This is a genomic window from Chryseobacterium sp. TB1-D10 (assembly GCF_059803555.1).
In genome coordinates, this window is sequence record NZ_JAPFHB010000008.1 from 1 (window position 1) to 16947 (window position 16947).

19 protein-coding genes are annotated in these 16947 nt (G+C 36.8%); 13 read left to right on the plus strand and 6 right to left on the minus strand.

Annotated elements, in window-relative coordinates; translation table 11 throughout:
• Window positions 1-178 precede the first annotated feature (178 nt).
• Window positions 179-694 carry a shikimate kinase gene (locus OPU68_RS11735; RefSeq protein ID WP_498474177.1) on the plus strand — a complete coding sequence of 172 codons (516 nt, stop codon included), beginning with the start codon at window positions 179-181 and terminating at the stop codon, window positions 692-694.
• On the opposite strand, the gene OPU68_RS11740 is transcribed toward OPU68_RS11735, so the two are convergent.
• Window positions 691-1125 carry an RNA-binding S4 domain-containing protein gene (locus tag OPU68_RS11740; protein WP_498474178.1) on the minus strand — a complete coding sequence of 145 codons (435 nt, stop codon included), beginning with the start codon at window positions 1123-1125 and terminating at the stop codon, window positions 691-693. The genes OPU68_RS11735 and OPU68_RS11740 overlap by 4 nt on opposite strands.
• Window positions 1126-1181: 56 nt before the next feature.
• On the opposite strand from OPU68_RS11740, the gene OPU68_RS11745 reads away from it, so the two are divergent.
• Complete coding sequence (locus OPU68_RS11745; RefSeq protein WP_498474179.1) at window positions 1182-1916, plus strand: hypothetical protein; 735 nt, start codon at window positions 1182-1184, stop codon at window positions 1914-1916.
• A gap of 73 nt (window positions 1917-1989) precedes the next feature.
• On the opposite strand, the gene mtaB is transcribed toward OPU68_RS11745, so the two are convergent.
• The 4 genes from mtaB to OPU68_RS11765 all read right to left on the minus strand — a co-directional run bounded on the left by mtaB (window position 1990) and on the right by OPU68_RS11765 (window position 4501).
• Window positions 1990-3351 (minus strand): tRNA (N(6)-L-threonylcarbamoyladenosine(37)-C(2))-methylthiotransferase MtaB, encoded by a 1362-nt coding sequence (mtaB, locus tag OPU68_RS11750; RefSeq protein WP_498474180.1) that lies wholly within the window; start codon window positions 3349-3351, stop codon window positions 1990-1992.
• A gap of 105 nt (window positions 3352-3456) precedes the next feature.
• Window positions 3457-3648, minus strand: a complete 192-nt coding sequence (locus tag OPU68_RS11755; RefSeq protein WP_498474181.1) for a DUF6496 domain-containing protein — start codon at window positions 3646-3648, stop codon at window positions 3457-3459.
• A 25-nt stretch (window positions 3649-3673) separates the two neighbouring features.
• Window positions 3674-4150: a hypothetical protein gene (locus OPU68_RS11760; RefSeq protein WP_498474182.1), complete on the minus strand. Its 477-nt coding sequence runs from the start codon at window positions 4148-4150 to the stop codon at window positions 3674-3676.
• Window positions 4151-4177: 27 nt separating this feature from the next.
• Window positions 4178-4501 carry a hypothetical protein gene (locus tag OPU68_RS11765; RefSeq protein WP_498474183.1) on the minus strand — a complete coding sequence of 108 codons (324 nt, stop codon included), beginning with the start codon at window positions 4499-4501 and terminating at the stop codon, window positions 4178-4180.
• A 312-nt stretch (window positions 4502-4813) separates the two neighbouring features.
• Between OPU68_RS11765 and OPU68_RS11770 the strand changes: the two genes are divergently transcribed.
• The 6 genes from OPU68_RS11770 to OPU68_RS11795 all read left to right on the plus strand — a co-directional run bounded on the left by OPU68_RS11770 (window position 4814) and on the right by OPU68_RS11795 (window position 11507).
• A complete protein-coding gene (locus OPU68_RS11770) occupies window positions 4814-6328 on the plus strand; it encodes a trypsin-like peptidase domain-containing protein (RefSeq protein WP_498474184.1) in 1515 nt (504 codons plus the stop codon).
• 168 nt (window positions 6329-6496) lie between these two features.
• On the plus strand, window positions 6497-7657 hold the full coding sequence (locus tag OPU68_RS11775) for an MFS transporter (protein WP_498474409.1): 1161 nt from the start codon (window positions 6497-6499) through the stop codon (window positions 7655-7657).
• A 210-nt stretch (window positions 7658-7867) separates the two neighbouring features.
• Window positions 7868-8110 carry a hypothetical protein gene (locus tag OPU68_RS11780; protein WP_498474185.1) on the plus strand — a complete coding sequence of 81 codons (243 nt, stop codon included), beginning with the start codon at window positions 7868-7870 and terminating at the stop codon, window positions 8108-8110.
• Between the two features lie 460 nt (window positions 8111-8570).
• Window positions 8571-10151 (plus strand): sodium:solute symporter, encoded by a 1581-nt coding sequence (locus tag OPU68_RS11785; protein ID WP_498474186.1) that lies wholly within the window; start codon window positions 8571-8573, stop codon window positions 10149-10151.
• 22 nt (window positions 10152-10173) lie between these two features.
• On the plus strand, window positions 10174-11073 hold the full coding sequence (locus OPU68_RS11790; RefSeq protein ID WP_498474187.1) for a hypothetical protein: 900 nt from the start codon (window positions 10174-10176) through the stop codon (window positions 11071-11073).
• Between the two features lie 20 nt (window positions 11074-11093).
• Window positions 11094-11507 (plus strand): DUF6157 family protein, encoded by a 414-nt coding sequence (locus OPU68_RS11795; protein WP_498474188.1) that lies wholly within the window; start codon window positions 11094-11096, stop codon window positions 11505-11507.
• 12 nt (window positions 11508-11519) lie between these two features.
• Here OPU68_RS11795 and OPU68_RS11800 read toward each other — a convergent pair whose 3' ends face one another.
• Window positions 11520-12365, minus strand: a complete 846-nt coding sequence (locus OPU68_RS11800) for a helix-turn-helix domain-containing protein (protein WP_498474189.1) — start codon at window positions 12363-12365, stop codon at window positions 11520-11522.
• A gap of 161 nt (window positions 12366-12526) precedes the next feature.
• Between OPU68_RS11800 and OPU68_RS11805 the strand changes: the two genes are divergently transcribed.
• The 5 genes from OPU68_RS11805 to OPU68_RS11825 are packed head-to-tail and all read left to right on the plus strand — an operon-like array spanning window position 12527 to window position 16945.
• The gene (locus OPU68_RS11805) at window positions 12527-13510 is read left to right on the plus strand and encodes an aldo/keto reductase (RefSeq protein ID WP_498474190.1); all 984 of its coding nucleotides are present in this window, start codon (window positions 12527-12529) and stop codon (window positions 13508-13510) included.
• Between the two features lie 18 nt (window positions 13511-13528).
• The gene (locus OPU68_RS11810) at window positions 13529-14581 is read left to right on the plus strand and encodes an aldo/keto reductase (protein WP_498474191.1); all 1053 of its coding nucleotides are present in this window, start codon (window positions 13529-13531) and stop codon (window positions 14579-14581) included.
• A 10-nt stretch (window positions 14582-14591) separates the two neighbouring features.
• Window positions 14592-14978 carry a MauE/DoxX family redox-associated membrane protein gene (locus OPU68_RS11815; RefSeq protein ID WP_498474192.1) on the plus strand — a complete coding sequence of 129 codons (387 nt, stop codon included), beginning with the start codon at window positions 14592-14594 and terminating at the stop codon, window positions 14976-14978.
• Between the two features lie 17 nt (window positions 14979-14995).
• Window positions 14996-15991, plus strand: coding sequence for an alpha/beta fold hydrolase (locus tag OPU68_RS11820; protein ID WP_498474193.1), 996 nt, complete (start codon window positions 14996-14998; stop codon window positions 15989-15991).
• 9 nt (window positions 15992-16000) lie between these two features.
• Window positions 16001-16945: an aldo/keto reductase gene (locus OPU68_RS11825; protein WP_498474194.1), complete on the plus strand. Its 945-nt coding sequence runs from the start codon at window positions 16001-16003 to the stop codon at window positions 16943-16945.
• Window positions 16946-16947: the final 2 nt, after the last annotated feature.

Genomic DNA, 16947 nt, shown 5'->3' on the forward strand with positions numbered 1-16947 from the left:
ACCCGGCTGGGATTCGAACCCAGGACCCATACATTAAAAGTGTATTGCTCTACCAGCTGAGCTACCGAGTCGGCCACATTTAAAATTTCAATATTACTATTTCGTTTTAAAGTGGTGCAAAGATAGGCGTTTTTTTAAAATCTCAAAATTTTTTTCGAACTTTGTTTAAAATAAAATTATGATAATTTCTCTGTTAGGATATATGGGTAGTGGTAAAACTCACATTTCCAAAAACTTGAGCCAGAAAATAAATTTCAAATTAATAGACCTCGATCAAAAAATTTCTGAGGAACATCAGCAAACCATTCCCGAAATCTTCGAAAAGAGAGGCGAAATCTATTTTCGGAAAGAGGAAAAAAGAATTTTAGAGGAAATTTTGAACTCCAAACAAAATATTGTTTTGAGTCTTGGCGGAGGAACACCCGTTTATTATGGAAACATGAATGCCATCAATGAAAAATCAAAAAGCATTTTTCTGAGAGCATCTGTAAACACACTTACCAATCGTGTCTTATTACAAAAACACACGCGACCTTTGATTTCAAAATTAGAAGATTCTGACATTCCGGAATTCATCGCAAAACATCTTTTCGAGAGAAATCCTTATTATTCCAAAGCACATTACACAATCGATACAGATTCCAAAAACGCAACCGAAGTATCTGATGAAATCATAAAATTATTAGATATCTAATCTTCATCATCTTTGATTTCTCTGAAAAAAGTATCCCAATCATCACTTTCCATATCATTTGGCGCACCATCATCCACATAATCATCCATATCTCTCCGATCCTTTTTAGTAGGTCTTCCGATGCCTTTCTGACGGTAATAATCTTGTGATTCTTTTCTCATCTTGAGGATTTCGTATTGATCTTTTTCCGTCATATCTACAACATACAAGGCAACAAGCTTCGCTCCTACTCTGCTTTTCGGGATGTCGAGAACTTTTATTTTATACTCGATTTGGCTTTTTCTGATCTTGATAACATCGCCGGCTTTTACCTCTTTGGAGGCTTTCACAGGATTTTCTCCAATGCTCACTCTGTTCTTTTTTATGTCTTCTGTAGCAATAGTTCTTGTCTTATAAAATCTTACACTCCACAAATATTTATCTATTCTCATAATTTTTTATACTTTTGTCACGTTAAATTAATCGCAATTTAAGATTAAATAAAAAAATGAAGAAAATACTTTTAGGAATTGCTCTTTCTGTGGTTGCATTGCAGAGTTGTAAGAAAGATGATGATGAAGTGGACACAACTGTTGTCTTGACTGTAGAGGAACAAAATACCTATGATGATGTGGCGGCCAAGGACTTTCTGACCAAAAATTATCTCAACAGCAAAGGCGTAATTACACCTTTTGATAGTACTATCACCACTGATGATACTGAAAAAAAGCTGATAGACTATGATTACAAAACGCTTCCTTCAGGAGTAATTTATATCATAAGACCAGGTGCGGAACCTACCCCAGGAAAAGATATTGGAACAACAGATGTTATCAGTCTAATGCAGATTGTGAAAAGTTATGTTTCCGGAAAAGTAGATGATAAAATTGTTTATACAGGAGAATCCACTTTCGCTAATACTGTCGCTACAGGTAATCTCATAGAGGATCCAGCTTACTTTTATGTGAAAAATTCTGTAATTAAAAATTACAATACCACTTACAGCACAACCTATGGAAGAAGTTTTTATGAAATAGAAGGATTTCAGGAAGGTTTAAAATATTTTAAAACTTTTGACTTAGACGCCTCTGCAAATTATAATATGCAGGGTATCATTATTGTTCCTTCCAGAGCTGCTTTTGCAAGAGATAGCAACATCTATGGTACAAGTTATAACAACAGAAGTTTTGTATTTAACTTTCAACTTTACAATACCAGAGCCAGACTTTCAACAGAAGACTAATTATCTTTTCTATAAAAATAAAAAAGCGGAGTATTTAAAATATTCCGCTTTTTTATTTCTATAAATGTATAATTTAAAAAATCTTCGCCAAAAAATCAACAAACTGATTTTCTTTGATAGAAACACTTCCGTCTTCTAATATTTTGTCAAGAATGATTGATTCGGTTTGATTGATGGATTTCTCGTCAAATGCTTTGGAAACTCTTACGTAGTTCTCTGTAAAACCGTACATCATTCCGTTCTTGTTTTCGTGCTCCCAGAGAACGCTCAGTTTTCTTCCGAGTTGACTTCTGTAGAATTCCATTTTCTTTTTTTCGGAAAGGATTCTCAGCATTTTGTTTCGTCTTTTTCTTTCGGGGATTGGAACTGCGCCAGACATTTCTGCTGCCTCTGTATTTTCTCTTTCAGAATATGTGAAAACGTGCAGATAACTGATTGGCAAATCATTCAGGAAGTTATATGTTTCCATAAACAATTCTTCTGTCTCACCAGGAAATCCAACGATGACATCCACGCCAATTGCAGCTTCCGGCATTACTTCTCGGATTTTATTTACTCGGTTATAATATAAATTTGTTAAATAACGGCGTTTCATTTTCTTCAATAATTCATCACTTCCTGACTGAAGCGGAATATGAAAATGCGGCACAAAACTTCTGCTTTTAGAAACGAGTTCAATACTTTCGTCTTTCAAAAGATTTGGTTCTATAGAAGAAATTCTGATTCTCTCGATGCCTTCAACTTTATCCAATTCAGAAATTAAATCCAGAAAAGTATGTTCGTGTTTTTTGTTCCCAAATTCACCTTTTCCGTAATCACCGATATTAACACCGGTTAAAACAATTTCTTTAATACCTCTCGCTGCAATTTCTTTAGCATTCGCCACCACATTATCGATGGTATCAGACCTTGAAATTCCTCTTGCTAAAGGAATCGTGCAATAAGTACATTTGTAATCGCAACCGTCTTGAACTTTCAGGAAAGCTCTAGTTCTGTCGCCAATTGAGTAAGAACCAACGAAAAAATCGGCTTCATCAATCTCACAAGAATGAATCTCAGCACGACTTTCCGATTTCTCCAAATCATCCAGATAACTCAGAATATTAAATTTCTCCTTCGCTCCTAAAACCAAATCAACGCCGGTAATTGAAGAAATTTCTTCAGGTTTCAACTGCGCATAACAACCAATAATGGCGACCAATCCATCTGGATTTGCCTTCGTTGCGCGCTTGACGTGAAGTTTACATTCTTTATCCGCATTTTCTGTAACTGAGCAAGTATTAATAATATAAACTTTCGCCGGCTCATCAAAATTGACTTTTTGATAACCTGCATCTGTCAATGTTCGGGCAATAGTTGATGTTTCTGCAAAATTCAGTTTGCAGCCAAGTGTATGAAACGCAACGGTTTTCGGTTGGGAAATGACTTCTGACATAAGTCTGCAAAGTTATTAATAAAATCCAAATCATTCCAAATGAAGAAATTTTATCGAATACCTATATTTAAACATAAAAAATCCGGCAATTAAACCGGATTCATATTATTTAGATTTTTTATCTTTCGGAACTTTCAAACCTTTTTCTCTGGCTTCGGAAATTCCGATAGCGACCGCCTGTTTCTTGCTTGTTACTCTATCACCACAGCTGGATTTCAGTTTCCCTTCTTTGAATTCGTGCATCACTTTTCCAACTTTCTCCTGAGCTTTGTCTGAATATTTTTTAGTTGCTGCCATCTTTTCAAATTTTGATTTTAAATTTTTATTCTGATTTTGGAACACTTACCGCCAATTCATACACTTTCGTATGCATCAGATATTTTGAACGTTCACGCGAAGTAATATTTTCAATTTCCCCTTTGAACAAAACAATTACTGCATCTTCTTTAATTTGCCAATCCGCATCTGAGAAGTATTTTTCATCCGGACTTTTTTCCGTGATTTCAGTTTGTCTCTCCTTTAATTTATCCGCAACTTCCTGAAAACCTTCATCCGATGAATGGATTATTTTATAATCAGGTCCAGCAAAAGCTTTGTAATATTTATTTTCAGCAATTAGATTTTGGGAATCATCTTCAACAGGATTGTCATTTCCGTCAAGGAAACCAACTTCAACTAATTTTCCGTTTCTTTCCGTTGCAAACTGTCTAGCCTCACCTACCGATTTGAAACCTGTGTAAACATTGCTGTTATCAAACTCGTATTTATTTAGTCTTTCGACGATATTTTCCGTTTCCATAATTTATTCTTTTGTGATTAATTTTTATTAATGATGTCTTACCCCGCGTTTGTGATAAGTCACATTTCTGTTATTTAGATTCTGGTCATTGAACTGAACAGTTCTTGCAAGACGAGCATCTATTTTATTATTCGCATCATTCAGATGTTTCGGCGTTTCGAAATGCATTTTTTTTCCATTTTTAAATATTTCTCCTTCCGCATTTCTGTACATCTCGTTTTTCAGATATTTGTTTCCGTCAGGTGCCATAAATTTATTCTGCTCTTTTTTCTTTTTCTTTCTCAATTGATTCAATAAAATCAATGCGCCACCTGCAGCAAATCCCAAAGCAACTTTTATTGTATTTTTCATATAACTTATTTTTTTGAAGCTTTAAAAACAAAAGTTCTGCCAAAAGTGACACACAGAACATTTTACATCATTTTAACATTCCTATTATTTAAGATTCTGAAGAAATTTTGACATTAAAATAGAAATTTGATTTTATCATTTCAGTTATTACAAATCTCAACTGCCAATTTGACTTAAAATAAATGTTATTTTATTAAGGAATTTTTAAAAATGGTTAAACTTCGTTAAAACTGTAACACTAAGTTTTTAGTTCATACTAATTTAGCATTAAATTTGTCTAACAATAATCTCAAAAAAGAAATGAATATTAAGATGAAGAATACTTTCAAAAAACTAATGCCTTTTGCATTGACCGGGGTTATTTCCGGCGCAACGGTTTTCGGTGCCAGTCAATATTTTGGTCACGAAAACAATGGAGAAGATTTCTCATATTTCACAACAGCTTCCAACAAAGCATCTTTTGCAGGCATCGGTTCTGCAGTGGGTGATGATTTTGTCAAAGCGTCCAAAACTACGGTTCCGGCTGTGGTAACCATCAAAAATTATCAGGACCGTGCGGCTTCTCAAAGAATGCCGGAGACGGATATGTTCGATTTTTTCTTTGGTCCACAAGGTGGGAATCAGCAGAGACAACAGCAGCAACCTCCTAAAAACATGCCTTCAGGATTGGGTTCAGGTGTTATTATTTCACCAGATGGTTATATTATTTCCAACAATCACGTGGTTGCAGGCGCTAATAAACTGGAAGTTGTTTTAAGCAACAAAAAAACTTACGTCGCCACATTAATCGGGACTGACCCGAACACCGATATTTCACTTTTAAAAATTGAAGAGAAAGGTTTACCTTATCTTAATTTTGCCAACTCAGATTTGACGGAAGTCGGACAATGGGTTCTGGCAGTAGGAAATCCACTTGGACTTAACTCCACCGTAACTGCCGGAATTATTTCTGCAAAAGGAAGAAGCATCGATATCTTGAGTCAGCAATCCAGAACACCAATTGAAAGTTTCATCCAAACGGATGCGGCCATTAATCCTGGAAACAGTGGTGGTGCATTGGTCAACGTAAATGGAGATTTAATTGGAATCAATACAGCAATTCAGTCAAAAACCGGATATTATGAAGGTTATGGCTTTGCGGTTCCTTCGAATCTTGCGAGAAAAATCGTTGAGGATATTAAAAAATTTGGGTTGGTACAGAGAGGTTTTCTTGGTGTTGGAAGTTTAGATTTGTCTAATGAAATGCAAGTGGCAGCATACAACCAAAGAGAAAAGAAAAATCTGAAAGCTGGCGACGGAATCTACGTCACAGAAATCACGAAAAAAAGTGGTGCTGAAGATGCAGGAATAGAACCTGGCGACATCATTACAAAAATCGACAACACAGATATTACAGGATTCTCCGACCTTTCTCTTGCGATTGGAAGCAGACGACCAGGTGATAAAGTTGCAGTAACTTACATCAGAAATGGTAAAACGAACAATGTGAACGTTACCCTGAAAGATTTGAAAGGCGGAACGTCATCAAGAAGTAAAGATGATTTAACTGTGGTGGAAAAAATCGGATCTGAATTCGAACCTTTAAGCGATAGAGTAAAAACCGATTATGGCCTGGAAAGTGGCGTCATTACTAAAAATGTCATCGAAGGTAGCGAGATGGACAAGATAGGAGTTGTTGATAATTACATCGTCATGGAAATCAACGGAAAACCTGTTAATTCTCAGAAAGATGTTGAGAAAATCCTAAATAATTACAAAGGAAACGTTCAGGTAAAATACGTAGACAGCTACGGAAGGATTACAACAAGAGGTTTTAAAATGCCTTAAAATCAGAAATTAGACTTTAGATGTTAGATTGATTCTAAATGATAAACTTTGAAAGCCATTCTTTACGGATGGCTTTCTTTTTTGGGTAAATTTGAAGTTTTAAAATCTAAAGTGAAAATTTTCAATTCTTACATCAACACTTTCAAAGGGCTTTCACGAGAAGCCTGGATGTTGTCTGTCGTAATGCTGATCAACCGTTCCGGCTCTATGGTTTTGCCATTTCTGGGCGTTTATATGACAGCTCATTTGAAGTTCAGTTTGGAATCTGCTGGAATTGTTTTGAGTTTTTACGGCATCGGTTCCGTTGTCGGTTCCTGGCTGGGCGGATATCTGACGGATCAGTTTGGAGAATATTATGTTCAGTCCTGGAGTCTTTTTTTGAGTGCACCTGTGTTTCTCATTATTCCGTTTTTTCCGAGTGTTGAGATGATGGCCTTTTTGATTTTTCTTCAGAGTACGATTAGCGATACATTTCGTCCTGCAAATTCTGTGGCGATTACCAAATATGCAAGACCGGAAAATCTGACGAAAGCTTTTTCATTAAACAGAATGGCGATTAATCTTGGTTTCTCAATTGGTCCCGCTTTGGGTGGAATATTGTCCGGGATTTCTTATAATTTTTTGTTCATCGTGAATGCAGTTGGTGCTTTGAGTGCAGGAATTATCTATGTTATCTTTTTCCGGAAAAGAAATAAAATCTTCCGGGAGAAAAAGAGACTGGAAACCGAAACAACTGTTGAGAAAGTCATTACAAAATCGCCTTACAAAGATTACACATTTTTACTTTATAGTTTTTTGTGTACCATTTTTGCCATTTGTTTTTTCCAGTTTTTCAACACGATTCCGATTTTTTATAAAGATGTTGCAAAGCTGAGCCAGAGCACGATTGGTTTTATTTTGGGCTACAGCGGATTCATTATTGTTCTGATGGAAATGCCGCTTGTAAGCATCGCTGAACGGACATTGAAGATTCCTCAGATACTGTTTGTCGGGATTTTTCTTTGTGGCTTGTCTTATTTGGCTTTGGTTTTCGGAAGTTCCATTCCTATGTTATTATTTTCTATGACGGTTTTATCAGTTGGTGAAATATTGGCGCTTCCCTTTATGTCCACAGTCACGGCAATACGCTCTGCGCGGGGAAACAAGGGTGCTTATATGGGGATGAATGGGATTGCTTTTTCCTTTTCGTTTATCATAACGCCTTTTTTGGGAACTAATATTGTGAGCCAATTTGGGTTTGATACGTTGTGGATTGGTTCGTTTTCAGTTTTAGTTTTGTCTGCCGTTTTAATTTATATTGTGGTGAAGAAGATGATTCCGACGCGGTAATGTTGTTTTAATCAATGATTTTGCGAGTGGTTGTTATTAATAGGCCACTCCTACGGAGCTCGGATTTCGGGTCGGCTTTAAAATTCTATTAACAGAGTGCTCCTACGGAGCGAATTTCAAGAAAATATCATTTGCAGGTATGAGAATAAATTTGGCAGGTGCAAGAATATAACTCGCAGGAGCGAGAATATTGTTTGCAGGCGTAAAAATATGATTCACAGGTGCAAGAATATAAATTACAGGAGCAAGAATATACTTTCCGGATGTAAAAATATAACTTCCGGATGCAAGAATATTCTTTCCGGATGCGAGAATATAATTTCCGGATGCGAGAATATAACTTCCGGACGTAACAATATACTTTACGGATGCAAGAATATAACTTCCGGATGTAAGAATATAAATACTACACTTGATATGCTCCAGCGGAGTAAACTGTTAATAACAATCTAATACTACACAAACGAAGGTCCGTAGGAGCGACCTAATAGTTAATCTTGGATTTGGTTTGAATGTCAATTTTCAGCACAAATCTCTAATTTATTTTTATTTGAACGGAATGACAAACTTTGGCTTATATTAATTTATTTGAATAGGTTAGCTACTGAATTTAGATTCCTGCGGAATGACAAACTGGGTTATGATTATCTTCTTTAATTTGTATGTTGAATCTGCAGCCCGACTTTTTTCAATTGTTTATTTTTAATTTGAATTGATGAAACAGTTGGTTAGGTTTGAGCGGAAATCCTTTTTTGTGTGTTGCCCGTTTTTTATTGAACTTGAAACTTTGTGCGAAAAAGATTGGAAGCCCTTCGACTTCGCTCAGGATAAACTACAGGCGGATAAAGCTGCCCAAATTATTTTCTGAGCAATGCGATAAAAAAACTATTTTTGTTCAACTCAAATTTGAACAATGAATCCGGGAACTATTTTATTATTATTCGTTTTTGCCTATTTTATCGGGCTTTTGGTCATCTCTTATTTTACAAGCCGTAACTCGGACAACCAGTCTTTTTTCATTGGAAACAAGAAGAGTAAATGGTGGCTGGTGGCGTTTGGGATGATTGGGACGTCGCTTTCGGGAGTGACGTTTATATCGGTTCCAGGCACGGTGGGCAAGATGACGGCGGGCGATTATGCGTTTGGCGGTTTCGAATATTATATGATGGTGATTGGATTTTTCACCGGTTATTTTATTGTGGCAGGCGTTCTGCTTCCTCTATATTACCGGATGAATCTGACTTCGATTTACACTTATCTGGGGCGACGATTCAATGTGGAGGCGCATAAAATCGGGTCTTTGTTTTTCATTATTTCCAGAGCGATTGGGGCGACGGCGAGGTTGTATTTGGTAGTGAATATTCTTCAAATATTTTTGCTTGAGAATCTTGGTGTTCCTTTTTGGGTAACGGCTTTTGTGCTGTTGCTGATGATTTTGCTTTATACTTTTGAAGGTGGCGTGAAAACGATTGTGATTACCGATACACTGCAAACCTCGTTTATGATTTTGAGTTTGATTGCGTGCATCGTTTATATATTATCGAATTTGAATCTGTCTTTCGGTGAAGCCTACTCGATTTTGGAGCAAAAGCAGTACACGCATTTCATCAATACTGATATTAATTCCAAGACTTTTTTTCTGAAAACCATTCTGGGCGGGATGTTCATCACGATTGCGATGACGGGTCTTGACCAGGAAATGATGCAGAAAAACATCTCGGTGGACAACCTGAAAAACTCGAAAAAGAATATGCTGACGTTTGCCGGTACGTTGCTTTTTGTGAATCTGGCGTTCCTGTTTTTGGGTGGTTTGCTTTATCTTTTTGCGATACAAAATGGTGCGGGCTATTCCACAGTAACGAATGTAGTGAATGGAAAAGAAGTGGTAACGAACCTTTTCGGTTTCAAAGATGCGGCTGGTAATGTGACCAATATTATGGGCGACGACCTTTTCCCGGCGTTGTCTCTCAATCATTTTCCGATGGCGCTTTCTGTAATTTTCATTATTGGTTTGATTTCCGCCCTGTTTCCTTCTGCTGATGGGGCTTTGACGGCGGTGACGAGTTCATACTGCGTTGACCTTTTGGGCTTGAACGAAGACCAGCAAAAAACCGAGAAGCAAAAGAAAAGACTGAGAATGAAAGTTCATTTGACGTTTACGGTCATATTTTTTGCGTTGATAATGGTTTTCAAAGCCATCAATGAGAAGTCGATTGTATATCTGATAATGGAAATTGCGGGTTACACTTACGGGCCACTTTTGGGACTGTTTGCCTTTGGGATTCTGACGAAATTTACGATTGTAAAAAAGTATTCGATATTGGCTGTGACGCTACTTGCACCGGTTTTGACTTATCTGATTAATCTTTATGTTACGAATAATACGGATTACAGAATTGGTGTTGAATTGATCATTTTGAATGGGTTTTTAACGTTTGTGGGATTGTGGTTGGTGCGGTCGAAAAATATTGAAAATACGGTCGAAATTCAATAGTTACATTATTATTAAAATCATTATGAAAAAAAATATCATTCTCTTTAGTTTACTATTAATTTCGATCTTTAGTTTTGGACAAACTACATCAGTATTAATTCCTGGAACAAAATATTCAATGATTCCCCCTAAAGGTTTTATACTTTCTCCCAATTTTTCAGGATTCCAAAATATTGAAACTGGAGCTTCAATTATGATTATGGACATTCCAACTTCTTATTCATCACTTGTACAAGATTTTACAGAGGATGCTTTGAAAACTAAAGGGATGGACTTACTATCTAAAGAAAATGTTAAGTATAAAAACTCTGATGCGATGCTTTATAAAGTTAGCCAAAAAGCAAATGGAATAAATTATCTTAAGCAGATTTTATTATTTGGTGATAAAAATATAACAGTTATGGTTAATGGAATTTATCCCGAACAATCAAATGACAGTGAGAACGAATTAAAAAAATCATTATTCACTATTGAACGAAATGAAAAACTAGCCGAAAAGCCATTACAATCTGTAAATTTTTCAATTAATGTTGAAGGTACAGATTATAAACTTGTAAAATCATTAGCTGGGTCTTTACTTTATAGTGAAGATGACAAAATCCCAAGTGACAAAGGCTTGCTCATAGTGTCTAATTCTTTAGGCAATAAAGTAAATACTGATTACAGGCAGTTTTCTATTGACAGACTAAAAAAATTACCTGACGCAAGCAACTCAATAATCAAAACAATCGATAAAGTGACAATTTCTGATATGGAAGGTTATGAAATTGTTGCTGAAGATAATAGTAAGCAACTAATTTATCAAGTGACGTTATTCTCTTCAACAAGAGAATATTACATAATTGTTGGACAGTCAAAAGGTGAAAAAGAAAAAAATTTAGAAGTTTACAAAAAGGTTGCAAAGACATTCAAATTAAATTAATTCTCAGTTATCATAATTCAATGAAAACCCACACCACCAATTACACCAACACTTTAATAGAAATCGCAGAAGATTCTCCGGTTTCCAAAGCAGTGATTCCGGTGGTGAAGAATGACAAGAAAACGATTGCCAATTATCATTTCGAAAAGCTATCGAAAAAGCCTTTGAAATATACTTCGGACGAATTGCTGTTTGAGATTTTTGCAGAACGAAATGATATTTCGCCTTCGGAGTTTGAAGAAGAGAAACAGAAGTTCTTTTCAAAAGGACAAGCTTGCCTGCGGACTTCGCCTTTGGCTAAGAAAAATGGATTCGGGATTTTTCATAATAAGGATTCTAAAGTCCAATTAATTCCGGCTGAATCTGATGATTATCAAAAATTATTGGCGGATGATTCTGTGAAGAAAGTTAAGGCAATGAAGTCTAAAAAGTGATTTTATCATTATCTAAGCTAAACTCCGACTCTTATTTTTATACGAACCCAGCGTTTTGCTTTTCTTATTTTTGAAGTAATGAGACAGGTGGCTTTCGTCCGTAAACCCAAACTCATAAGCAATTTGCTTGATGGTATTTTGCCCGGATTCCATTCTTCTTTCTATCAAAGCCATCCGATAATCATTGACATAATCGCGGTAGGAAACTTCGAAGTTCCGCTTGAAATAAGCACTGAAATAAGTCGGCGAAATATTGAAATGGTAAGCGATATTTTTGATTCGAATCGTCTCCGGCTGGTAGATATTCTGATGAATGTACGAAATCACATCTTCCTTGTTCTGAAGTCCAACATCCAACCTGATGTCCATTTTGGAAGTCGCTTCTTTTATCAATCCGAAAATCGACAGAATCTGATAAAAAACAATCGGCGACGTGGAAACATCTTTTCTGCAATTGTAAGAAAGGATATTTTCAATCGTTTTTTTTAGAATCGTCTTGCAAGGTTCTGTGAAGATAAGTTTTTTCTCTTTCAGAACTTGTTTTCGCATCACATTTTCGGGAGAATTCATAGCGAAAGAATCTGGCGAAAGGTGTTTGTTGCCTTTGAAATAATCGTCTGTGAACTTGATGAAGATCAATCTTGAATATTTATTGTACTCGAAATAATGCTGGTCATCAGGCGAAATCAGGAAAAGGTCGCCACATTTGTACGGCAGAATAATGTTGTTGATATGATGATTGCCATTTCCTTTCATAACATAAATCATCTCATAATAAGTATGACTGTGAGCAGGATGACCAAAATCCTCGCCTTCCAAATCACTAATCACCAAAGACTCAAACTGCAGCTTTTTCACAATATTAAATTAAGTTTAAATTCATTACGATAGCATAAAAATACAATTATTTGAATTAATTGTACAAGCTAAAAATTTTATTTTTTCACAACATTTGTAAAGAGATTTCAAGGCATAAAAATTGGAACTTAATATTTAAATTTAATCGAAATCATCAACAAATGGAATACAGGAAATTAGGACACAGCGATTTGGAAGTTTCAGCAATCACTTTCGGAGCGTGGGCGGCCGGCGGATGGATGTGGGGAAGCACAGACAGAAACGAAGCCATCGAAGCAATAAAAGCCTCTTATGATGTCGGCGTAACGTCTATCGACACTGCGCCAATCTACGGACAAGGAACGAGCGAAGAAATTGTGGGCGAAGCTATCAAAGACATTTCTAGGGACAAGGTTCAAATCCTCACCAAATTCGGAATGCGTTGGGATCTGGACAAAGGAACTTTGGCGATGAATAGCAAAAATAACGAGGGTCGGGATATCGACATTTACAAATACGCCGGAAAAGAAAGCATCATTTTCGAATGTGAGCAAAGTTTGAAAAGATTAGGAACAGATTACATCGACCTTTATCAAATCCATTGGCCAGATGTTACAACACCAATTGACGAGACTTTCGAAGCCGTTTCAAGATTGATTGAGCAAGGAAAAGTCCGTTTCGCTGGCGTTTGCAATTACAATGCGAAACAAATGGCTGAAGCAGAGAAAACCTTGAAACTGGTTTCCAATCAGATTCCATTCAGTATGGTGAATCGTGGCATTGAGAACGAAACAGTTCCTTATTGCATCGAAAATAACAAATCTATTTTGGCTTACAGTCCTTTGGAAAGAGGTTTATTGACTGGGAAAATCACTTCAGATTACAAATTCCAGGAAGGCGATCACAGAGCAGGTCATCCTCATTTCCAATCGGATTTTATCAAAAAAACCAATGAACTTCTGGACAAAATCAGACCGATTGCCGACGAGCATAATTCGACGATTGGACAATTGGTTCTGCGTTGGACGATTGAAAGACCCGGAATTACGATTGCTTTGGCTGGCGCAAGAAATGCAGAACAAGCCGTTCAAAATGCAAAATCGATTGACATTAAACTTTCAAAAGAAGAAATTGATAGTATTAACAAATTGGTCAATGTTTTTTAATCATTCAATTCAAAAAAAATGGAATATAGATTTCTAGGAAAATCAGGACTCAAAGTTCCGGTTCTAAGTTTCGGAACGGCAACTTTCGGTGGAGAAGGTGATTTCTTCAAAGCCTGGGGAAATACACAAGTGGATGAAGCTAAAAAACTCATTAACATTTGTATGGATGCCGGCGTCAATTTCTTTGATACGGCTGACATTTATTCTGACGGAAAATCGGAGGAAGTTCTCGGAAAAGCGATTGAAGATATTTCCCGCGATAAACTTATTTTATCTACGAAATCAACTTTCACATTTGGTGAAGGTCCAAATAATCAAGGTTCTTCCCGACTCCATATTTTGAAACAAATCGAAGGTAGCCTGAAACGCCTCGGAACAGATTACATCGACGTATATCATATGCACGGCTTCGACGGAAACACGCCGATTGAAGAAACTTTGAAAGTATTAGACGAATTGGTGACAAGTGGAAAAGTCCGCTATATCGCCTGTTCCAATTTCTCTGGCTGGCATCTGATGAAATCTATCGGAATTTCAGAAAAATATGGATGGAGCAAATATATTGCGCATCAAGTCTATTATTCCTTGGCAAACCGCGATTACGAATGGGAATTGATGCCACTCGGATTAGACCAAAACGTCGGTTCGATTATTTGGTCGCCATTAGCGTCTGGAAGATTGAGCGGAAAGCACGGCCGAAACAAACCAGTTCCACAAGACGGGCGGATTGCTCAAGGCGGAAGTCCTGTTCCTGAAGCGGTTGTTGAGGAAGATATTTTTTACAACACGATTGATGCTTTGGAAGAAGTTGCCGGCGAAGTTGGAAAGACAGTTGCTCAGGTCGCGTTGAATTGGTTGTTGCAACGTCCAACTGTTTCCAGCATTATTATTGGTGCGAGAAATGAGGAACAATTGAAGCAAAACCTGGAAGCAGTCGGCTGGAATCTGACGCGTGAACAGGTTGAAAAACTGGACAAAGCCAGTGAAGTTCCACCGACTTATCCTCATTGGCATCAATGGAAAAATAAAAGTCTGAATCCAACACCTGATTTTTACAGCCATTTGAAATAAGTTTAAAACTATGAAAGACTTCAAAACCACCTATTTCTTTTTAAGATTGCCAGTTGCGCTTTCCATCTTTGGTCACGGCTTGGTACGAATACCAAAATTGCAAATCTTCACGGAAGGAATGGTAAAATCTATGGAAAAATCAGCGATTCCTGAGAGTTTGCTGACGCCGTTCGGATACTTTATTCCGATTGCAGAATTTCTGATTGGATTGGTTTTATTAATTGGATATCAAACCAAATATACCATTTATGCTGGCTTGGCGCTGATGGGACTTTTGGTTTTCGGAAGTGCCTCGGTGGAAAATTGGACTGGGATTGAAGCGCAATTGGTACATTCGATTTATTTGGGTGGATTGCTTTGGTATTGGGAAAAACACAGACCAGATTCAACTCATTAATTATCAAAAATTAAATTATGAAATTAATAAAAATAATAGCGTTTCTGATTTTATCAATTAATTATTCGATGGCTCAAAACCGGCCGGTTCTGGATATTATGCTGACGAATTATGAATATCCTTACAAAGTCAGTTTCCTGAATTTTAAAAGCCAGAATCAGGATTTGAAAATGGCTTATATGGACATCAAACCTAGTAAAGCAAACGGAAAAACGGTTGTTCTGCTTCACGGCAAGAACTTTAATGGTGCTTATTGGAAAACTACGGTTGACGCTTTGACCAAAGAAGGTTTCAGAGTAATTGTTCCAGACCAGATCGGTTTCGGGAAATCATCAAAACCTACAGAATATCAATTCACTTTTCAACAATTAGCTCAGAATACAAAAGCTGTTTTGGATGAATTAAAAATTGATAAAATTTATCTCCTCGGACATTCGATGGGCGGAATGGTGGCAACACGATTTACATTAATGTACCCTGAAACGGTTGAGAAATTAATTCTTGAAAATCCAATCGGACTGGAAGATTGGAAACTGGTTGCGCCTTACACTTCCATCGATAAAAATTACGAAACAGAACTGAAAGCTGATTACGAATCCACGAAAAAATATCAAAACGGATTCTATTACGACAACAAATGGAAACCGGAGTATGACGAATGGGTTTACCTTTTAACAGGTTGGACAAAGGCGCCAGATTATCCAAAAGTAGCTTTAGTAAACGCAAAAACCTCAGATATGATTTTCACACAACCTGTGGTTTATGAATTTCAAAATTTGAATGTTCCAACGTTGTTAATCATCGGAACGCGAGACAGGACGGCAATTGGAAAAAATAATGTGAAAGACCCAGAAGTGGCCTCGAAAATGGGACAATATCAAATCCTTGGGAAAGAAACTCAGAAAAAAATCAAAGGTTCAAAATTGGTAGAACTCGATAATGTGGGACATCTTCCGCACATTGAGGTTTTTGACCAATTCATCAAACCTGTAAAAGAATTTTTAAAACAATAAATTATCAAAATGAAAAAAGTAAATATTAAAAATACAGACTTAGAAATCGCTCCAATCAATTTTGGAGGTAATGTATTCGGATGGACTTTGGATGAGAAAGAATCTTTTAATATTCTGAATAAATTTGAAGAAGGTGGATTTAATTTCATCGATACAGCGGACACTTATTCCTGGTGGGTAAACGGAAAAGGCGGACAATCCGAGGAAATCATCGGAAAATGGATGAAGGAAAAGAAAAACCGACAAGACATCGTTCTTGCCACAAAAGTGGGTTCAGAAACCAAAGAACACGGCTTTGATATCAGCAAAAAACACATCCTGAAATCTGTAGACGAATCTCTGAAACGTCTCGGGACAGACCATATCGATTTGTATTACACACATTTTGATGATAAAGTAACGCCCGTGGAAGAAACACTTTCTGCTTACGACGAAATCATCAAAGCTGGAAAAGTTAGATATATCGCAGCATCCAACATTTCACCAGAGAGATTGATTGAATCTTTTGAAGTTGCTGAGAAAAATAATTTGCCAAAATATGTTGCGCTTCAGCCTCATTATAATTTGGTGGAAAGAGAAAAATTCGAAACGGAATACGCATCATTAGTTGAAAAATACGGATTGAGCGCTTTCCCTTATTGGTCTTTGGCGGCAGGATTCTTAACTGGAAAATACAGAACCGAAGAAGATTTTGAGAAAACAACCCGAGGCGCCGGCATCAAGAAATATTTTGATAATAAAGGAAAAGCAGTTTTGACTGCACTTGATAAAGTTTCAGAAAAACATCAATCTCAACCTGCAACTGTGGCGTTGGCTTGGTTGTTGGCAAATCCGCTAATCACAGCGCCAATCGTAAGTGCGACGAGCGAAAGACAATTGCAAACCATTTTCGATGCGCCAAAATTGAGTTTAGATTCCGAAGATTTGGAAATCCTTAACCAAGCTTCGAAATAAGC

Excerpts from the sequence above, each read along its gene's own strand:
- OPU68_RS11735 (WP_498474177.1), top strand. The coding sequence starts at position 179 with ATGATAATTTCTCTGTTAGGATATATGGGTAGTGGTAAAACTCACATT.
- OPU68_RS11740 (WP_498474178.1), bottom strand. The coding sequence starts at position 1,125 with ATGAGAATAGATAAATATTTGTGGAGTGTAAGATTTTATAAGACAAGA.
- OPU68_RS11745 (WP_498474179.1), top strand. The coding sequence starts at position 1,182 with ATGAAGAAAATACTTTTAGGAATTGCTCTTTCTGTGGTTGCATTGCAG.
- mtaB (WP_498474180.1), bottom strand. The coding sequence starts at position 3,351 with ATGTCAGAAGTCATTTCCCAACCGAAAACCGTTGCGTTTCATACACTT.
- OPU68_RS11755 (WP_498474181.1), bottom strand. The coding sequence starts at position 3,648 with ATGGCAGCAACTAAAAAATATTCAGACAAAGCTCAGGAGAAAGTTGGA.
- OPU68_RS11760 (WP_498474182.1), bottom strand. The coding sequence starts at position 4,150 with ATGGAAACGGAAAATATCGTCGAAAGACTAAATAAATACGAGTTTGAT.
- OPU68_RS11765 (WP_498474183.1), bottom strand. The coding sequence starts at position 4,501 with ATGAAAAATACAATAAAAGTTGCTTTGGGATTTGCTGCAGGTGGCGCA.
- OPU68_RS11770 (WP_498474184.1), top strand. The coding sequence starts at position 4,814 with ATGAAGAATACTTTCAAAAAACTAATGCCTTTTGCATTGACCGGGGTT.
- OPU68_RS11775 (WP_498474409.1), top strand. The coding sequence starts at position 6,497 with ATGTTGTCTGTCGTAATGCTGATCAACCGTTCCGGCTCTATGGTTTTG.
- OPU68_RS11780 (WP_498474185.1), top strand. The coding sequence starts at position 7,868 with ATGATTCACAGGTGCAAGAATATAAATTACAGGAGCAAGAATATACTT.
- OPU68_RS11785 (WP_498474186.1), top strand. The coding sequence starts at position 8,571 with ATGAATCCGGGAACTATTTTATTATTATTCGTTTTTGCCTATTTTATC.
- OPU68_RS11790 (WP_498474187.1), top strand. The coding sequence starts at position 10,174 with ATGAAAAAAAATATCATTCTCTTTAGTTTACTATTAATTTCGATCTTT.
- OPU68_RS11795 (WP_498474188.1), top strand. The coding sequence starts at position 11,094 with ATGAAAACCCACACCACCAATTACACCAACACTTTAATAGAAATCGCA.
- OPU68_RS11805 (WP_498474190.1), top strand. The coding sequence starts at position 12,527 with ATGGAATACAGGAAATTAGGACACAGCGATTTGGAAGTTTCAGCAATC.
- OPU68_RS11810 (WP_498474191.1), top strand. The coding sequence starts at position 13,529 with ATGGAATATAGATTTCTAGGAAAATCAGGACTCAAAGTTCCGGTTCTA.
- OPU68_RS11815 (WP_498474192.1), top strand. The coding sequence starts at position 14,592 with ATGAAAGACTTCAAAACCACCTATTTCTTTTTAAGATTGCCAGTTGCG.
- OPU68_RS11820 (WP_498474193.1), top strand. The coding sequence starts at position 14,996 with ATGAAATTAATAAAAATAATAGCGTTTCTGATTTTATCAATTAATTAT.
- OPU68_RS11825 (WP_498474194.1), top strand. The coding sequence starts at position 16,001 with ATGAAAAAAGTAAATATTAAAAATACAGACTTAGAAATCGCTCCAATC.